Raw genomic sequence first — 17,638 nt, 5'->3', positions numbered from 1 at the left:
CAGCCGAACGGCTATGCCGTGAGGAATAGCGCTCAAACAGGTCGTCGCGCATTTGCCGGTAATTTTTCCGGTGTTTGTTGTTGTTTTTGTGGTTTTTGACTATATTTGCCGGTAATTTACAGAGCATTTATGGATTTTTTAAAATTTATGCAAAAACGTATTATTTTTTACAAAATTCTCTGGGGGGGGGGTATGGGTTTTGGTGTATTATGTAAAGGGTGCTTAGATACAGCGGTTTTGTTGGTTGCTCGCAAACTGTGTATGTCAATGTTTTTATGCATGGTTCATATCTGTGCATACCTATGCAATAAGTTGGTGGTATTGCATAGAGCTGTTTGACATTGTGTTTATTTTGAGCACATGCGCTGTGCTTGTATACAGTACGCATATATTGAGTAGTTGCATATTTATGCGCAATATGCACTGTACTGAGGTTGTGAGATAAGGAGTAGCGATGGTAGATCGTAGCGAGTTACACAGTGAGATGCCAAAGAAAACACTTCGCAAAGCTCGTGCTGTTAAGCGTTCTCGTGCTTTGCGAACTGGTGTTGCAGGTGTGGCAGTTGCTTCGACTTTAGCGATGATGCTGCCGTCTGTTGTAGCTTCGGCGTTGCAGCCTACTCAGAAAGATATTATCGACGCGTCTCATATGACGCAAAATATGGGCAAAGGCAAGCCTGATCCAGATGAATTGAACATGCAGCGTTGGGGCGCTAGTGTGCTTCACAAGAGTGTGCAAACGCAGAAATGGGCAGAACTTGCTCGCCGTGAAGCTGAGTTGCAAAAACAACGCGAAGCTGAGAAGGCTCGTGAAGTTCAGGATAGTCAACAAGCTCAGGAATCCACTAAGGATGATGAGACTAAGAAGATTGGTGAAGTTAAGCAATCTCCAGAGGGGCATAGTTTTGGCGGGAATCTTGGGGCATCTTCGCAAGCTTCTGTTTCTCATCCTCATGAGACATTAGTGAGTAAGAATTCTGTTGGAAGTGCTGTTAAGAATTCTGCTGCGATTAAGAAAAGTTCAGTGGATGCCACAGTTTCTGCAAATTCGGCTGGTGCTGCAGTAAGTGCGCCTGCGCCAGTGCAGCAAGCGCAGCCAGCAGTAAAGCCAGAATCGAAGCCGGCTGTGCAGCCAGCTGCAAAGGAATCAACGCCGACTGCAAAGCCGGCAGATGTAAAGCCGACTGCAAAGCCAGAATCGACGACGACACCACAGCCAACAGACGTAAATCCAGCTGATACTTCTGCAGTGAAACAACCTGCACAACCAAAAACTTCACAGCCTGCAAACGCGCAGTCTGGAAATGCTGAAAGCTCGAAGCCTGCAAGCGAGCAGAATACAAATGCACAACCTTCAAGCACTCACGCAGAAAATGCGAATACAGTAAGTGCTGCAAATACGCCAAAAGTGCGTAAGGTTAGGTCTGCTGAGAATAACGGTGGTGATAATAGCGGGAGTAGTGTACCTTCTGCGGAAAATGTACCTGCATCTTCTGCAAATAATGCGTCTACATCTCCTACTGTGACCCCTGCAGCTAATACAGTTACACCGTCTTCTCCTGCAACTCCTGCAAGTGCAGGATCTAATGCTGGTGCTGGAAATACAGCGAGCACAAGTGCAGATACAACTGCACAAGGCAATACACAAGGGCAAGGTTCACAAGGCTCTGCGCAAGGCTCTGATCAAGGTTCGCAAACCAATGCACAAGGTTCGCAAAGCAGTGCAGAAGGTGCAACTACAGGTGCTACAGGCGAAGATAAAAACGCTACGCCTTCAGATCCTGGCTCAACGTCTTCACCTACTTCTACACCGGCCACTGGCACACAGAACGCTGGCACTCCAAACGCTGGCGCAACAAACGCAGCAACTGATCCAAATAGCCAGGTAATTAAGCCGAATGAGCAGCATCCAACGGCTGATAACCAGACAACTGCCAACGAACAGGTACAAACCGACAAAAAGCCAAAAGCTACGTACAATTTGAAAATTCGCTACACGATTAACGGTGCTGCGAATAAGCAGCTTGTGCAGCCGTACGAGCTTACGATTGACAAAGACGGCTTCGATAAGCTTGGCAAAGGCGGCAAGTACGAATACATTGAGCTTCCAAAAGCTGCTGGATACCGCCCGTCCGTATATCATTCTGGTGATTACCAGTACTACGTTAAAAAAGGTGAGGGAAATAACAGCAAGTTCGTTATTGACGATGGCACGGATGCGGATGCTATTCGCTACTTGCGTTTAAGCAAGAAGCTGATTACTGATTACGCTGTAAAGGAAAGGTCGGCTGTTGGAGGCAATAACGGCGCTCAAGCTCCGCAAACCTCATCATCTCAAACAACTACAAATCCGCAATCTTCGTCCTCTACTCAGCCAAAAGCAGAAGACGGCATTCAGTACTACGGCGAGTTGAACATCAACTACGCTCCTAAAACAGCTAAGTACTATGTGCGTCACTTGGTGCAGAATCTTAAGGATAAGGATAAGTTTGATGAAGCGCCTAATATTGGCAAACCTATTGTTGTAGAACATAAAATTAAAGGCAAGGATGGCAAAGTTACAACAACTAAAGAACTTATACACGTTACGGAGATTACTGGCACAGTTGGCTCGAATGTAACAGCTGTTTCAACGTATATTCCAGGCTATGAACCGGAACATAATCTTATTAGCTCGCCGCTTTCGGATTCTGAAGATGAAAAAGACAAGCTTGTTTTGAACCTTCGCTACTACCGTAAAGCGTATGAAGTTACGTACGATTCTGCTGGCGGCACGGATGTTACTGCTCAAAAAGTGTATTATGGCCAGAAAGTGCCTGAGGTTCCAGAACCTACGTATCGTGGTCATACGTTCATGGGGTGGCAGATAGTAGAACCGGGGGAGAGTGCTAATCGCTCAAGTGCTTCTAATAGGTCTGTAACTAATGAAGCGGCTAATTATACGATGCCGGATCACAATGTGCAATTCCGCGCGATATGGTCGGCTAACGAGGCTACCAGCTACCGCGTGAACGTGTGGGTGCAAAAGGCGGATTTAGTTGACAAAGAGCATCCGGATTCGCTTGCAAACTACGACTTTGTTGGTCTTGTTGAGCGCAAGAATGTGCAAACAGACAGTGAAGTTGCGCTTGATAAGATGAATGATGCAGGCGTTGTTGATGATGCTAGTAAGCTTAATGGCGCAGACGAAACTGATTATGTAAAGAACCCAGAGCTTGGCTTAACTAAAGAAGAGTTGCAAGGCAAAGATTCTAAACACGAAACTGGCTTAATTGCAAAGTTCAACTGGATGAACGATACGCACGTAACAAACTTGGAAGGGTATGATACCACTAATCCTGGTGCCGAAAGCAATTACCTTAAAGATTCTAGCGGTAATTATGTTACAGGTCCTATTGATGCTAAAACCCCTAATTGGGATAATAGAGTTTACAAGGACATATTCACGCGCTACTTCCACGTGAATAAGGATCTTACTAAAAAGCTTAACAATGAGCAACATGATTTTGTGCCGGGTCGTCCAGATTTAGGCAAACGTAGTAAAGCGAAGCTTTGCGCGAACGACTTAAACAACACTCTTAACTTAGTTTACGATCGCAATACTTATGAGCTTATTTTTGCTAAGCCGGCTGGCGTAGATAATGGTGACAATGCTGCTATAAAAAGAAAAGATGAAAACGGCAAAACAACTATTTATTGCTATGCTGGCGGTGGCGGTTGCTCAGATAAGTATGTTGGTAAAGACAAGGATGAGCATGGCACTGAGATTAACCATAAAGGCTACCGCGTAAATGTTCGTTATGGTCAAAAGCTTACTGATATTTGGCCTGATGTAAATGAATTATATTTTAGTGAAGAGGGAAAAGGCTCTTTAGGGTGGCAGCTTGGATTTGCAGGGGTTGTAAAGTATCGTGACACTCCTCCGTATCGTTTTACTAAAGAAGAATTTGCTGACCCTCGTTGGCGTGCTGCTTTTAAAAAAAATCCAAAAGACAAAGTAATACCTAAAATTAGCGATGACCCTGAGCATAACCCTCAAGTTACACACGAGTTAAAAGATAATCAGCGTCTGCTTACTGCTGATAGCAGTGATCAAAGTCAGCCTATACAGGTGATTATTAGGAAGCAAAGTATTGCGTCTGCTAAAAAACATAAAAAGGGTGATACGATAAGCGAGGACGATTATGAGCTTTCTACCGATTCTTATAGCAAAGATGATACTCCTAGCGGTGACTATGATTATCCAGCTCCATCTATTGCTGGTTTTAATCCTGCTGGTGGTTATGATACGGCAAGAGTTGGTAAGGCGTTAGATTCAGACGACTTTGAAGGTAAGCTGGAAGAGTGGTATAACGAATCTCATGATCATGGGGATTGGGATGATTTAAGTGAGGATGAGCAGAAAGCTTTTGCTAAAAAGTATCATTTAGCATTTCGAAAGTATAGGGGCGTTCCAGTAGATGAACAAGAAGGTTATACTGGTGATGCAACTGAATTTGATGATAACAAACCACTTGAGTTTAGGTACGACCGCCAGAAGTACGCTGTGCAGTTTTATAATGCGGACGGCAAGGCTATAAAGGACGGCAGTGTCGCTGCTACAGAAGAACTGCCGTTTGAGTATAGCTTGACCAAGCGCGGCAAAAAAGATTTGACGGGCGAAGACAAAGAGCTATACGGAAACGATACGTCTTACGATGCTTCTGTAACTAAAGATGATGCTGACGATACGTCTAAGCAGTTCGACGGCAAGTACACTTTCACGCTTAATGGTACTAAGTACTCCATCGAGCGCCCTGATTATTTGCCAGAAGACTACGTGTTTAAAGGCTGGGCTGTTGATCAAGCCGGTATTCATCTTATAAATGGCAAGATAAATGACAATAGTGAAGGTACTGAAGACAAGAACAAAACTGGAAGCAAAGATAAAGGCAAAGCTAAAGATATTACAGTGCCAGTCAACGGCATTAAGCTTTACGCTGCGTGGGGTAAGCCAGAAGGTATTAAGCACACTGTAACGCTTAACTACAATATGCCTGAAACCGACGAAAAAGGCAAAGAGAAATTTGGAACAAACGTAGTTACGAAAAAGCAGTTCGATCACTACTATGTTATTAAGGAAAATAAAGATATAAAGGTTCCAACTCGCAAAGGCTACGACTTCTACGGCTGGGAGATTAAAAAGAACGGCACGACTTTGCCGTACGCTTTTGGCAACAAAGTAGTAGAAGACATAACGCTTAATGCAGTGTGGGTTGAGGATACTCGCTACAACGGTACTTTTAAGCACATATTCTTAAAGCCTGGGTACACGTTTATTGACTATAAGAATGCTACTGATAAATCAGCCAAAGCCGCGATGGTGGATCACGTTTCTACTCAAACGGTTTCCGGCTTGCGCGAGCATTTGCGCTACAATGCGGAAGCAGTCTACAGTGACGAAACGCACTTCCCAGATAAGCATTTCACGAGCTTTGAAGCCTCGAAGGACGAGGATCAGAATACTGGCGAGTTTATTTACCAAACGTACAATACGCGCAAGTATAAGGTAAAGTATATTGATCAAAACGGCAATGAGCTTCTTCCAGAAAGCGAAGTCAGCTCTGTAAATCGAAAGTACGACGTAGCGTTCTACAAGCCGATTGAAGGCTTTATGCCGGAAACTACGCGGGATAGTTTTACTTATAAAACTGACGAAGATGGCAAGCAGGATGTTAATAATATTCCTGAAATTACCTTCAGATATAAAGACGTTCGCGTGCTTAAGCGCAAGAACGATGCTCAAGCTCGCCCGGATCACTACACGCGCTACGTGTTCAAAGTGGCCGATGGTCAAGGCTCTATGGGCAGCGTTGTTGACTGGCAAGGAAACAATGTAGCTGACGGCTCTGCTCTTGTGTACGATGCGATTAAGGGCACGAAGGCATACCAGATGCCGCTTCCAACAGTGAAAGCGAAGCCTGGATTTGAGTTTGCTGGCTGGACTTCGCAAATCGGTTCGTATGGTTCTGGCTCTACGAAGCTTGAGTATGCTACCGGTGTAGATCGCTTGCCGATTCGCTCCGAAGAGCAGAACAGCCCTGAAGTAATTTACACTGCTAACTTCAAGCTAAAAGCTCCTGTTGCTGCAGCTCCGCAAGTGCTTACGCCACTTGAGAAGATTAGTACTGAAAGTGGCGAGTCTGCTAAGAAGCTCATAACCAATGCTACTGAGTATCCAGAGGGTGCTACGTTCTCATTTGCTGATGGTGCAACATTCGACAGCACTCCAGGCTTGCACAAGATTAAAGTGCAAGTAGCTCTTAACGGCAACACTGCTAAAGCTGAAGTACTGTACCGCGTGCTGCCAGATTTGGTGTACGAAAGCGATTGGGAAAAGTTTAAGACTAGCGACTACGGCAGTAAGCACGCTACCGAATATGCGCCTATTACCTTTACTGGTAGTAACGATGAAGGCACTATTATTGGTCACGATACGACTGGCACTACTCCTTCTACTGGCGGAACAACTACGCTAACTGCTTACGTTTACAAAGGTAAGGATGTTAGAATCCGCGTGCCGCAAGCCTTCGGTGAGGATCACAGTGAAAATAATTACCACTATGTGTTTAAGGGCTGGACAACTAAGGTTGTAAAGCCGACTGCTGCGAATCCGAATCCAGAGCAGAAGTTTGATATAAATTCAAGCGACCGCTACACGGATGCGAATTTGCAAAACGGTGTAACTTACCACGCTGTTTACAAGAAGATTGACTACTTCTCCAATTCGTCTGACGGTGGTGAAGTTCCTAAGGATGCTGTAGTTGCAATCTTTAAGCCTGCTCCGGGTAGATTGTGGAAGGATGGCACAAGTGGTCCTAAGGTGTTCTATGTAAAGAAGGGCACTGATATTTCAAGAATTCCTTACAGTTCTAGCGACCCTACTAATGCTTTGGAGAAGCTTAAAGCAAGCCTAACCAATGCTACTGGCACTTGGAATCGAAGCAGCATGCTTAATGACGGTAAGAAACTTGTTGAAATTAAAAATGTTGCTAAAACTGACGATGAATGGAAAGACGGCTGGAAAGTCAATGAATCATTCCAAGAGTTCGTGGCAGATCAAAAGGATTGGACAGAGCCAGATGTGCAGACTGATTACTTGGTTGCTGTGCAAGATAAGCGTGACACGCTTCCAAAGTTAGACGAGTATTTGACAAATCTTGCTGCTTTGAAGGCAGAGGCAGAAACTAAGGGCGATATAAAGGATGTAACAATCGAATACGATTTGCCTAAAGGTAAGAAGCCAGAAGACTTTGAGAAGAAGATGCTTTCTAAGCCTTCTTTGTACACTGTGCCGCTAAAGATTACAGTCAATTACAAGGACGGTGAAGAACCTAAAAAGTATAAGCGCGTTGCTCGCCTTAAGGTGCTTTATCAGTTGATGTATCCAAGCAGCTTGGCGAAGGAAGATAGTAAACATCCTGAAGCGCAAACTGGTGCTAATGCTGAACGTAATAAAGTTCTTGATCCAAAATATTACGTTCAAGTCAAATTTGAGAATGCTCAGATTGATGGTAAGTCACCAAATGGCAAGGGTGAATTTGCTCAAGGTTCACGCGAATTGTACTACGCGTATAAGCAATCTGCTAGTGGTGTTCGCGCTCCGCAGGTTATTGGCAAAGATTACGATGCGCAAGGATACCATTACGAGTTCCAAGGCTGGGAGAAGCAGACAGCTACTACGCCTGTAGCAAATTCGACCAATACGCCAAATATTACGAATGGTACAAATACTGCTGCACCAGTAGTTCCTTTTGTAACACTGTTTGCTGCTGCGGCGCCAACGCCTACTACTGTACCAACTCAGCCACAAATTAAGCTATATTCTAGTGCTGAAATTGCTGGTATGAAGTTTGACGAAAACACTACTTTTGTAGCGCGCTACAAGCTTATGCCAAACGTCATCGACGCTTCTGAAGACGACAAGATTCCAGACGGATATGTTGCAACCATTTTCCTTCCAGAAATTGGTCATAGATGGAATAATGGTGAACATAAGCCAAAGCTGCTGTATATTCGTCACGGCAAAGATATTAAAGACAATATTAAGTTTGCTCAAAAAGTTGCAAGCGACACCGGTAAGCTACTTTCTGGTTTCGTAAAGTGGCGTATGTACGATGCTAAAGGTAATGAGTCCAATGTTAATTGGAAGCACGCGTGGGATATCGCAACTCCACGAATTCTTGTTGCTGAGCAAACTGGTATTTCGGATATAAAGATTCCGGAAACGGTTATTGGCGTTGGAGATGCGATTCCAAACCTTAATAAGCTTGTACATAACACTGATCCTAACGTTAACGTTTCTATTAATCACGTTGATGGTCAAGGTGAAAAGCCAGAAGATACTGATAATACGCAAGGTGTTAAAGACTATAATACCTATGTATATAAGCCTGGAACTGCCACAGTAACTGTAGATGTTACGCGACCTACAGACGAAGTTGATTCTAAGACTAAGGAACGGAAAACTATTACTACTCAGATTCAAGTTCGTGTGCATGTTTTGCCGAATGTGATTGCAGATAACGATTTGCCAGCTAAAGGCACTGCGGAAGCCAAGTTTGTAGAAAAGAACTATAGCAAGGTAACGTATGTAGCTGGTAGTGGCGGAGAAATGAAGTCTCCTGTGTTCACATACTGGGTGCGTAAGGGTGTTAAAGACGTGCATATGCCAGTTCCAGACGTGCTTGCAGATAAGGGCTACGTGTTTAAGGATTGGACTTCTAGCACAACTGAGATTCCAGCAGCTCCAGCAGATAAGCGCAAGGCTACAGAAGAAGAGCGCGAAGCTTTGGCTCGTATGGCAATAATGAGCGGTAAGACGTTTGTTGCGAATGTTATTCGTAGGTCACATGCGTCGACTCTGGCTGCATTGCAACATCTGTTGGAAGAAGCACAAAAAGTTAAAAATGATCCTATTGCAACTGATTTTGAGCGCGAGAGCATAGCGCGATATGCTGAAGGTGACAATAAGCCATGGGTTGCTAAGCTGATTCGCAATTCTCGCCACAGTACTGTAGAAGCCTTGAATAATTTGCTGAAAATTGCAAATGTTAATGGCGAACGTGAGATTTTGGCGCTCATGGCAGAGCATGAGAGTAAGTTCTGGGTTGCAAGCATTATACGCAAGTCGCATAAGTCTAGTATTGAATCTCTCAAGGTATTGCTTAAAAATGCTGGAGTTGATCCAGACAAGCCTCATGATTATAGCGTTGATATGAGCGGTATTATTGACGCTCAGCGCGAAGTGTTCGCTGAGCTTGCTGACGATGCGAATAAGCCATTTATTGCAAAGATAATTCGCAGCTCCAAGAAGTCTAGTTTGGAAGCTTTGAAGCAGATTTTGCGCAATGCTGGTATAAACCCTGAAATTTCGTTGCCAAAGCCTAAGCCAACGCGCGAAACTACAATTACTGCAAACTTCAAGCAGATGAAGCCTATGAAGTTTACGTTTGGTGGTTCTACGCGTGAGTTTACGCAAACAAAATTTAAGCTTACCGATAATAATGATGCACCTAACAATCAGCTTGCTGCTGGTTCTGGAAATGTGATGAACAACATAACAGCATCTTGCTCTGGAAGCCAATGCACTATGGCTGGTATTCCTACAATTACTGATTGGAAGCAAGGTGAAAGTGCGCGCGTAGTGCCATTTGTGTTTAGTACTACAGATAATTACGGTAGGCGTGCTGAAATTACAGTGAATATGACTGTGGTACGTGAAGAGAAGAAGCCAGTGCCTCCAACGCCTGTGCCTCCTACTCCGCAACCTGAGCCGGTGCCGCCAACTCCGGTGCCGCCGGAACCTGTACCTCCAACTCCGGTGCCACCAACTCCAACTCCGGTACCGCCAACACCTGTTCCACCAACTCCGGAACCGGTGCCTCCAACGCCTGAGCCGCAGCCGGTGCCTCCAACGCCGGTTCCGCCAACTCCGGTACCGCCGGAACCTGTTCCGCCAACTCCGGTACCGCCAACTCCGGTACCGCCAGCACCTGTTCCACCAACTCCGGAACCAGAGTACCCAACTGCAATAGCGATGCCGGAACCTTTGTTGCACGTAGATGCGGAACGTCAGGAAGAGCCTGCACAGCCTGCTCCATCGTTAGCAAAAACTGGTAGTGATGAGTCTACTGCAGCTCTTTGGTCTGCCACGCTTTCGGTATTAGGTTTTGCTGTGGGTAAAGCTGGTCGCCGTCGTAAGCGCAAAAATAACGAAAGCTGATTTAGTGCGTCGAGGGTGGTGACTAAAATTGCGAAGGTTCCGGTTCACGCTTAGCTATTGGGGCTTTGCGACCCGGGTCGCCCGAATTCCATAGGAGACATTATGAAGCAGGGTATTCATCCCGATTATCACGCAGTGCAGGTTACCTGCTCTTGCGGCAGCACTTTCGTAACTCGTTCCACCGCTGATGGCGATCACATGACGGTTGACGTGTGCTCAAAGTGCCACCCATTCTATACCGGCAAGCAGAAGATTCTCGATACCGGCGGCCGCGTGGCTCGCTTCGAGAAGCGCTACGGTAAGAAGACTAAGTAGCTTTTATGACGCCAGCCCTGTTTTCGTGTAACTTCGCGAAGCGGGGCTGGCGTTTTATGTACTCAACATGTATGTGTTTAATTTTAATATTTAATATTTTGATTCACAATCCGCTTTAGGCGCGACTACAAAGGAATATGATGGCTGAGTCAGTAGATGAACAGTTCCCAGCAGCAGTTACTGCGTTAGAGGAGTACCGCGATATTGAAAGTCGCATGGGAAGCCCGGAAGTTGCGTCAAACCCGGACGCTATTCGTAAACTCGGTCGTAGGCATGCGGAACTTGGTTCAATCGTAAACGCTTACCTCAACTACAAGCAGCTTTGCGACGACTTTGAAGCCGCAAACGAAATGGCAAGCGACGATCCGGATTTTGCTGAGGAAGCTAAGCGCTTAGAAGCGCAACTTCCAACGGCAAAAGAAAAGCTTCGCACAGCTCTCATTCCTAGGGATCCTGACGATGCTCGCGATATGATTATGGAAATTAAAGCTGGCACAGGCGGCGAGGAAGCGGCACTATTTGCTGGCGATTTATTGCGTATGTACATGCGTTATGCGGAAAAGCGCGGCTGGACTACTGTAATCCAGAGCGAAAATTCAACGGAACTTGGCGGTGTAAAAGACGTTCAACTTGCGATTCGCGCAAAAGGCACACCTGCTCCAGAAGACGGCGTGTGGGCCAGTATGAAGTATGAGGGTGGCGTTCATCGCGTGCAACGAATCCCAGTTACGGAATCGCAGGGGCGTATTCAAACTTCTGCAGCTGGTGTAATCGTGTTCCCAGAAGCAGACGAAGATGACGACGAAATTGAAATCGATCCAAAAGATCTGAAAATCGACATTTTCATGAGCTCCGGTCCTGGCGGACAGTCTGTGAACACCACGTATTCTGCGGTTCGCATGACGCATATTCCAACTGGCATTGTGGTGAGTATGCAGGATGAAAAGTCGCAGATTCAAAACCGCGCTGCAGCTCTTCGTGTGCTAAAGTCGCGCTTGCTCGCTATGAAGCACGAGCAGGAGGCAGCAGAAGCGGCGGATATGCGCCACTCGCAGGTGCGTTCGCTCGATCGTTCTGAACGAATCCGAACGTACAATTTCCCAGAAAATCGTATTGTGGATCATCGCACGAACTACAAGGCTTACAATCTTGACCAAGTACTTGATGGCGACTTGCAACCAGTTATTGACAGTGATATTCAAGCAGATGAAGCTGACCGTTTAGCACAAGCTAAGTAGCAGTGGTTCAGCATTATTTTGTAGAAATTATTTTGTAGAAATTAAGCTTCTATGATGCGTGAACTTTTGCGAAATGCTACTATGCGGCTTAGTCGAGCAGGCGTAGAATCGGCAGAATATGACGCGCGTTTACTGCTTGCGGAAGCATGCGGCGTGAGCTTAGCTGAACTTAATAAGGCATTGCTGATGGGTAATGGTGTTGGTTCTGCTCATATTTCTGCTGGATATGTTGATCGTTATGAAGCTTTCGTTAGTAGACGTGCTTCTCGCGAGCCATTGCAACATATTGTTGGTCATGCGCCTTTTCGCTACTTAGATTTGCGAGTCGGCAAGGGTGTTTTTGTGCCGCGCCCGGAAACTGAAATGGTAGTTGAAGCTGGATTGGATTGGCTGCGAGAATCGCGTGTTAGTAAGCCTACGGTAGTAGATTTATGTGCTGGCTCGGGTGCAATCGGATTGTCAGTTGTGACGGAAGTTGCGGATGCGCAAGTATGGGCTATAGAAAAATCTCCTAAAGCTTTCCAATATTTACAAAAAAATTTTGAAGAAACTGCAAAAAAGCAGGAAAATCTGCATGTATTGGGCAGGTATCATGCTGTGCTTGGTGATGCAACAAAAGCGCATATTTCGGATTTAACTCCGGAACTTGCGCAAATTTGCGGCAAAGTAGATTTAGTAATCACGAATCCGCCATACGTGCCAGAAACTCAAGTGCCGGAACAGATTGAAGTGCGCGAATATGATCCTCCGCTTGCGTTGTACGGCGGTTCTGCGGACGGCTTAGCTATTCCGGAGCAGATTATGCGCGCGGCTTTCTCGTTACTTCGTCCCGGGGGAGCGCTGGTGATGGAGCACGATATTTCGCAAGGTGATGCGCTTCAAAAATACGCAGAAAGTATAGGTTTTGTGCGTTCGTGCGTTGGCAACGATTTAACAGGCAGACCAAGATATACTTTTGCAATAAAATAAGAAGCAGAATAAAAAGCTAAGAAGCAACATAAGAAGCAAGGGGTAATGAAAGAGGCAAAAATGAGCAAAATTTGCAATATCAACGAAGAATCACTGCAAATGGCAGCGCAAATTATTAACGAAGGTGGCGTAATTGTAGTGCCGACTGACACTGTGTATGGCGTTGCTTGCGACCCGTTTAATGAGAAAGCGGTTGCAAAAATTTACGAACTCAAACGTAGGCCTCGTGCAAAAGCACTGCAAATTTTAATGAGCGGAGTAGAAGATTTAAAAAAACTTGGGCTTTATTTGCCTTCTCCGCTTGATATTTTAGGAGAAAAGTTCCTTCCAGGTGGATATTCTCCGATTGCGCGCGCGAAGGAAGGTTCGGTTGCTTCGCATCTTGCAACGCTGTGCAAAACAGATAAAAGTGATGCGCAAAATGATGCACAATCTGAAGCGACGCAGGGTGTACGTGTACCAGATTGTGCAGCATTGATGCGGATTTTGCGTGTAACGGGACCTCTTGCGGCTTCTAGTGCGAATCGCAGCGGTAACGAAAGTGCAGACAGCGTCGAAGAAGCAGTGGATGCTTTTGGTGACGAAATCCCTCTGTATTTGAACGCAGGTCCGACTCGCTCGCATGTGGCAAGCACGGTAGTTGGTGCAGATTCAAACGACGAAGACGGCATCGTGATTTTCCGCGAAGGAGTGATTTCGGAGCGCGAAATTCGCGCGGCTTTGCGAAAGTAACGAAAGTACGAAAGTATTTACTAATTTTGCGGTACCGTCAAATCGATACAATCAAATAAAGCAAGCGAATATTAAAATAGCAGAAAGACATAGCCGATGAGGGTATACCTGTTTATTGCGGCCATTGCAGGTGGAGCTACGTGGCTTATTATGCCACTTGTGCGTCATCTTGCGATTCTCATGGGAGCTGTTGGTAAAGTTCGCGCGCGCGACGTGCATACTATTCCAACTCCGCGCATGGGTGGGGTAGGTATGCTTTTTGGTTTCGCAGTAGCGATGGCGTTCGCTAGTTCTATGCCGTTTATTTCCGGTCTTTTTGCAGGCTCGCATCAGCCGTGGGTGGTGCTCGCTGGGGCTGTTATGATATGCCTGCTTGGGGTATGCGACGACATTTGGGATTTAGATTGGATGCTAAAACTTGCCGGTCAGCTGCTTATAGCTGTTTTTGTGGCATGGGGAGGGTTGCAAATCGTAACTTTGCCGCTCGGCTCCCTTGTAACGGCGTCACCAAGCGTATCAATCGCCATAACTGCAATACTCATCGTAGCTTCAATTAATGCAGTAAATTTTGTGGATGGACTAGACGGACTTGCTTCCGGAATTGTTGCAATTGGCGGTATTGCTTTCGCAACTTATTCGTATATACTTGCTCGCACATCGCCGTCCTACGCTTCAATGGCAACGCTTATTGACGTTGCTATGGTGGGCATGTGTGCGGGATTTATGTTGCATAATTGGCATCCTGCGAAACTTTTTATGGGCGATTCTGGCTCCATGCTTATCGGCTACTTAATTACGTGCGCGTCGATTATTATGACCGGTCATTTGGATCCTTCTGCCGTCCACACGAGTATTTATTTGCCTGTATTTATGCCGATTTTGTTGCCGATTCTTGTGCTGTTTTTGCCAGTTCTTGATATGTGCCTGGCGATTACGCGGCGCGTTGCCAAAGGGCAGTCGCCGATGCATCCGGATCGCATGCACTTGCATCACCGCATGTTGAGAATTGGACATTCTGTGCAGGGTGCTGTGCTTATTTTATGGGGATGGGCAGCACTGATTGCGTTTGGCTCTATTATGATTTTGTTCTTCAAAGCTGTGTATGTGCTTATTGGCATGATTCTTGCTGCTGTGCTACTTACTGTGCTCACAATGATGCCGTACTTGCGTCGCCGCCTGCCCGAACTTCGCAATTCGTAGCGTTTCGTGCGGAGTTTCGGCAAACGTCATAGCAAAAACGTATAGTAACCCTATGGCTACAACTGATATGAACACGAAATCCGTGTATGCTCCTGTTCCACCAATTTTCGAGAAGCTCGGTCTCGCTTATGACGATGTCCTTTTGCTTCCAAACGAAACTGATGTTATTCCGTCCGAAGTGGATACTTCCACTCGGCTGACTCGCGAAATTACCATGAAAGTGCCGACTATTTCGGCAGCTATGGATACTGTTACCGAGTCCGATATGGCTATTGCCATGGCGCGTAATGGTGGTATTGGCGTACTTCATCGCAATCTTTCTATTGATGATCAGGCTGCGCAGGTTGATATTGTTAAGCGCAGCGAGTCGGGCATGATTACCGACCCACTTACCGTTCACCCAGACGCAACGCTCGCCGATTTAGATAAATTGTGCGGGCGTTTCCATATTTCTGGTCTTCCGGTAGTAGATAGCGAAAATCGTTTAGTTGGTATTATTACTAACCGTGACATGCGTTTCATTGCTTCTGAAGATTACGATCGCTTGAAAGTGAAGGATGTGATGACGCGTGAAAATCTCGTCACTGGTCCTTCCAATATTTCTAAGGAAGATGCTCACCGCTTGCTTGCGGATAACAAAATTGAAAAGTTGCCTTTGGTTGATGCTGACGGTAAGCTTACAGGCTTGATTACTGTTAAGGACTTTGTAAAGACTGAACAGTATCCAGATGCTACTAAGGATGATCAGGGCCGCTTGCGCGTTGCCGCTGGTATTGGTTTCCTTGGGGACGCTTGGCAGCGTGCGTGCGCGCTTATGGAAGCTGGAGTTGACGTGCTTGTGGTTGATACCGCAAACGGCGAGGCTCGCTTGGCTCTCGATATGATTCGTCGCATTAAGGCAGATAAGGCTTTCGATGCTGTGCAAATCATTGGTGGGAATATTGCAACTCGCCAGGGTGCGCAGGCGATGATTGATGCCGGCGTTGACGCTGTAAAGGTTGGCGTTGGCCCAGGCTCTATTTGCACTACGCGCGTTGTTGCAGGTGTTGGTGTGCCTCAGCTTACTGCTGTTTACGACGCTGCTCAGGCTTGCAAGGCTGCTGGAATTCCGTGCATTGCAGACGGTGGCATCCACTATTCTGGCGATATTGCTAAGGCTTTGGTCGCTGGCGCGGACACCGTTATGCTCGGTGGTACTTTGGCTGGCTGCGAAGAAGCTCCAGGTGAAAAGGTTCTTCTTCACGGCAAGCAGTACAAGCTGTATCGTGGCATGGGCTCGCTTGGCGCAATGGCTCCTCGCGGTAAGAAGTCTTATTCTAAGGATCGCTACTTCCAGGCAGACGTTACCAGCTCTGATAAGGTGGTTCCAGAAGGCGTTGAAGGCGAAGTTCCATATCGCGGTCCACTGAATGCTGTGCTTTACCAGTTGCTTGGTGGCTTGCATCAGTCCATGTTCTACGTTGGTGCGCACAATATTAAAGAAATGCAAGAGCGCGGTCGCTTTATTCGCATTACGGATGCTGGCCTTCGCGAATCGCATCCTCACGATATTGTGATGACTGCAGAAGCGCCAAACTACAGCGGTTTCCACAACTAAATCGCGTGGTGCGCGTGGTGTGCGCTATGTATGCGATTAAATTGCGTATAAATTGCGTGTAAATCGCAAGTAATTTTGCATTAAACGGCGAAAAGTTAAGCAAGTTATCTACAACTTGCCTGCTTTTCGTCGTTTTTCGTTTTGGCAAAAAGTATAAAATTATTGTATAGTTAGTGGGATATCCCACTAAAAATGAGGTGATTTTGTGGAAGTAGTGAAAGATTATGACGTTCGTCTTGATAGTAAAAAGCGTGTAACGCTGCGCGGTGCTAAATACTCTTATTACAATGTTAAAGAATGTGATAATGGTTGTATTTTATTAGAGCCACGTGAGCTTACTGTTCCAAAGAGTATATCTTCCCGAACTCTTAAAAGTATGGATGAAGCAATTCGCAATTTTAAAATTGGCAAAGTCTCTGAACCAGTTGATCTTTCTGACGAAGCTCGTCGTCAAGCTGAAGCTCATGAGGGAAAATCATTTAATAACACAGATGAACTTATGCAGGATTTATTAGATGCTTAAATCAGTATTTCATACAACTCAATTCAAAGTCGTCTCTACGAAGATGTAGGCTAATGAGTTCAAAAAAATATTAGGAAAGGAACGAAAATGGCTGAAGCTAAGGAAGATCTTACGTTTACGCCGGAAGAATCGCGCTTAATTTGGATTGATTGCGAGATGACTGGACTCGATATTTTCCACGACGAATTATGCGAAGTATCTGTAGTTCCAACCGACTTTAATTTGAAAGTTCTCGACGACGGCATTGATTTAGTGATTAAGCCAAGCGACGCTGCTGTGGCTCATATGAATGATTTTGTGCGCAATATGCACACTTCTTCTGGACTTGTTGATGAGTGGAATAAGAACGGTTTGCCTTTGGAAGAAGCGCAAAAGCAGGTTGTTGAGTACGTAAAGCGTTTCCTGCCAGCTCGCGGAAAAGCTCATCTTGCTGGAAACTCAGTCGGCTCCGACAAAAAGTTCCTCGACCGTTACATGCCAGATTTAATGGCAAATCTGCACTACCGCGTCATCGATGTAAGTACGTTGAAGGAGATTTCGCGCAGACTTTATCCGGACGTTTACCGCAATAAGCCGGCAAAACACGGCGGTCACCGTGCGCTCGCGGATATTATTGAGTCGATTGACGAGCTTCGCTACTACCGCGATATGATGTTCGTTCCAGCTCCAGGCCCAAGCGAAGCTCAAGCAAAAGCGGGCGCGCAACACATTGAAAGCACGAGTTTACTTCGCGAGTACGAGCGTCGCGGTGAAGCGCTAGAAGATGTAAATTCCGCGGAAAAGCGCGACTATTAAACGTA

General features: G+C 45.9%; 9 protein-coding genes. All 9 read left to right on the top strand.

The window, feature by feature from the left end:
* Nucleotides 1-454 precede the first annotated feature (454 nt).
* The 9 genes from HMPREF3208_RS01675 to orn all read left to right on the top strand — a co-directional run bounded on the left by HMPREF3208_RS01675 (nt 455) and on the right by orn (nt 17,633).
* Entirely contained in the window at nt 455-10,264 is a 9,810-nt protein-coding gene (locus HMPREF3208_RS01675) for an InlB B-repeat-containing protein (protein WP_081091153.1), read from the top strand.
* 102 nt (nt 10,265-10,366) lie between these two features.
* Nucleotides 10,367-10,579, top strand: a complete 213-nt coding sequence (gene rpmE / locus HMPREF3208_RS01670) for a 50S ribosomal protein L31 (RefSeq protein WP_004118797.1) — start codon at nt 10,367-10,369, stop codon at nt 10,577-10,579.
* A 140-nt stretch (nt 10,580-10,719) separates the two neighbouring features.
* Nucleotides 10,720-11,817: a peptide chain release factor 1 gene (prfA, locus tag HMPREF3208_RS01665; RefSeq protein ID WP_032814123.1), complete on the top strand. Its 1,098-nt coding sequence runs from the start codon at nt 10,720-10,722 to the stop codon at nt 11,815-11,817.
* A gap of 54 nt (nt 11,818-11,871) precedes the next feature.
* Entirely contained in the window at nt 11,872-12,786 is a 915-nt protein-coding gene (gene prmC, locus HMPREF3208_RS01660) for a peptide chain release factor N(5)-glutamine methyltransferase (protein WP_064346929.1), read from the top strand.
* Between the two features lie 60 nt (nt 12,787-12,846).
* Nucleotides 12,847-13,518 carry an L-threonylcarbamoyladenylate synthase gene (locus tag HMPREF3208_RS01655; RefSeq protein WP_064346927.1) on the top strand — a complete coding sequence of 224 codons (672 nt, stop codon included), beginning with the start codon at nt 12,847-12,849 and terminating at the stop codon, nt 13,516-13,518.
* Between the two features lie 96 nt (nt 13,519-13,614).
* Nucleotides 13,615-14,718, top strand: coding sequence for an MraY family glycosyltransferase (locus tag HMPREF3208_RS01650; RefSeq protein WP_064346925.1), 1,104 nt, complete (start codon nt 13,615-13,617; stop codon nt 14,716-14,718).
* A 52-nt stretch (nt 14,719-14,770) separates the two neighbouring features.
* Entirely contained in the window at nt 14,771-16,315 is a 1,545-nt protein-coding gene (gene guaB, locus HMPREF3208_RS01645; RefSeq protein ID WP_064346923.1) for an IMP dehydrogenase, read from the top strand.
* Nucleotides 16,316-16,520: 205 nt separating this feature from the next.
* Nucleotides 16,521-16,838 (top strand): hypothetical protein, encoded by a 318-nt coding sequence (locus tag HMPREF3208_RS01640; RefSeq protein ID WP_016637109.1) that lies wholly within the window; start codon nt 16,521-16,523, stop codon nt 16,836-16,838.
* A gap of 87 nt (nt 16,839-16,925) precedes the next feature.
* The gene (gene orn, locus HMPREF3208_RS01635) at nt 16,926-17,633 is read left to right on the top strand and encodes an oligoribonuclease (RefSeq protein WP_064346921.1); all 708 of its coding nucleotides are present in this window, start codon (nt 16,926-16,928) and stop codon (nt 17,631-17,633) included.
* Nucleotides 17,634-17,638 lie beyond the last annotated feature (5 nt).

Origin of the sequence: Gardnerella vaginalis (assembly GCF_001546485.1) — a bacterium.
GTDB classification, from domain to species: Bacteria; Actinomycetota; Actinomycetes; order Actinomycetales; family Bifidobacteriaceae; genus Bifidobacterium; species Bifidobacterium vaginale_D.
Note: the sequence above shows the minus strand (reverse complement) of the source record. Positions and strands in the feature narration are given on the sequence as shown.

Coding starts and splice junctions, on each gene's coding strand:
- HMPREF3208_RS01675 (WP_081091153.1), top strand. CDS start 455: ATGGTAGATCGTAGCGAGTTACACAGTGAGATGCCAAAGAAAACACTT.
- rpmE (WP_004118797.1), top strand. CDS start 10,367: ATGAAGCAGGGTATTCATCCCGATTATCACGCAGTGCAGGTTACCTGC.
- prfA (WP_032814123.1), top strand. CDS start 10,720: ATGGCTGAGTCAGTAGATGAACAGTTCCCAGCAGCAGTTACTGCGTTA.
- prmC (WP_064346929.1), top strand. CDS start 11,872: ATGCGTGAACTTTTGCGAAATGCTACTATGCGGCTTAGTCGAGCAGGC.
- HMPREF3208_RS01655 (WP_064346927.1), top strand. CDS start 12,847: ATGAGCAAAATTTGCAATATCAACGAAGAATCACTGCAAATGGCAGCG.
- HMPREF3208_RS01650 (WP_064346925.1), top strand. CDS start 13,615: ATGAGGGTATACCTGTTTATTGCGGCCATTGCAGGTGGAGCTACGTGG.
- guaB (WP_064346923.1), top strand. CDS start 14,771: ATGGCTACAACTGATATGAACACGAAATCCGTGTATGCTCCTGTTCCA.
- orn (WP_064346921.1), top strand. CDS start 16,926: ATGGCTGAAGCTAAGGAAGATCTTACGTTTACGCCGGAAGAATCGCGC.